The sequence below is a fragment of the Shimia abyssi genome (genome assembly GCF_003014475.1).
GTDB lineage: Bacteria > Pseudomonadota > Alphaproteobacteria > Rhodobacterales > Rhodobacteraceae > Shimia > Shimia abyssi.
Genome location: NZ_PYGJ01000048.1, coordinates 1 through 1,227, shown reverse-complemented (window position 1 = coordinate 1,227; position 1,227 = coordinate 1). Strand labels below are relative to the sequence as shown.

Sequence of the window (1,227 nt, the reverse complement as noted above, 5' to 3'; positions counted from 1 at the left end):
TGCGGTTTCAACTTGTCGCTGCAACACAGGCCTCGAATTTCTCTGCTGGGGTTTGGTATTGCAAGGTCTTTCGAGGTCTCTCGTTGAGCTGGCGAGCGACTGCGCTCAGCTCTGCTTGGCTAAAGCCAGATATATCAAGGCCTTTGGGGAAGTATTGACGAAGAAGCCGGTTGGTATTTTCGTTACTCCCTCTTTGCCAAGGTGATTGAGGATCGCAGAAGTAGACGTCGATCTTTGTGGCCATTGTGAACTTGCGGTGCCCTGCCATCTCAGATCCACGGTCCCAGGTCAGAGACCGATACAGATCTTTCGGTAGTTTGCGCGCTTGCTTGATGAGGGCTGTAATGACGCTTTGGGTGTCCTTGTTCTCCACTTTTGCCAGCATCACAAAGCGGGAATGGCGCTCGACGAGCGTGACGATGTAACTGTTGTTTGACCCTACGATCAAGTCGCCTTCCCAGTGGCCTGGGATAGCCCGATCCTCGACCTCAGGAGGGCGCTCGCTGATCGGAATTGCATCCTTGATCTTGCGCAGCTTGAGACCCTTTTGGGTGGCATGGCGAGACCGCCGAATGGCACGGGGACTGCGTAGACATTCCTGCAATTCCTTCTTCAAAACACCACGGGTCTGCACATAAAGGCTGCGGTAGATCGTTTCGTGTGACACACGCTCTCGCTCTTCGTCGGGGTGCCTGCGCATCAACCATCCCGCAATCTGTTGTGGGGACCACTTCAGACGCAGCTTTCGGGCAATGAACCGGCACAGAGGTTCGTTGAATGAGAGCTTACAGGCTTTGGGACGTTTTGCGCAGTCCCAGGCACGCTGATCTGAGCGCGCCGCGCGATAGGTCTGACGTCCGCCATTCCGGCCAACCTCGCGGCTGATTGTCGAAGGTGACCGGTTCAGGCTTTGTGCGATTGATCGAAACGACTGCTGTGCGACAAGCCCACGGGAAATCTCCTCGCGTTCCGTCAGGCTCAAAGCCCATCGCGACCGCCTGCGTTGCGGTGGGCGGATCCCACCAAATTGCGCCAAATGAGGGAAGATCGAAGACGACGCGCGATTGAAGTGACGCCCAATCGAACTCATTGATTCACCGCGTTGCCAGAGGTACCACATCTCTGACTTCTGTTTGTCCGTATAAAACGTCCGCGTCCGGTACTTCATGATCAACACTCCATCTTTCCAAAAAGATTAAAGTGTTGCGTCGACCCGTTGAAACCGCA

General features: G+C 54.9%; 1 protein-coding gene. It reads right to left on the bottom strand.

Annotated features, from left to right (window positions below):
• Positions 1-7 precede the first annotated feature (7 nt).
• Positions 8-1,168 (bottom strand): IS30 family transposase, encoded by a 1,161-nt coding sequence (locus CLV88_RS22810; RefSeq protein ID WP_106610706.1) that lies wholly within the window; start codon positions 1,166-1,168, stop codon positions 8-10.
• Between the last annotated feature and the right edge of the window lie 59 nt (positions 1,169-1,227).

Excerpts from the sequence above, each read along its gene's own strand:
- CLV88_RS22810 (WP_106610706.1), bottom strand. The coding sequence starts at position 1,168 with ATGAAGTACCGGACGCGGACGTTTTATACGGACAAACAGAAGTCAGAG.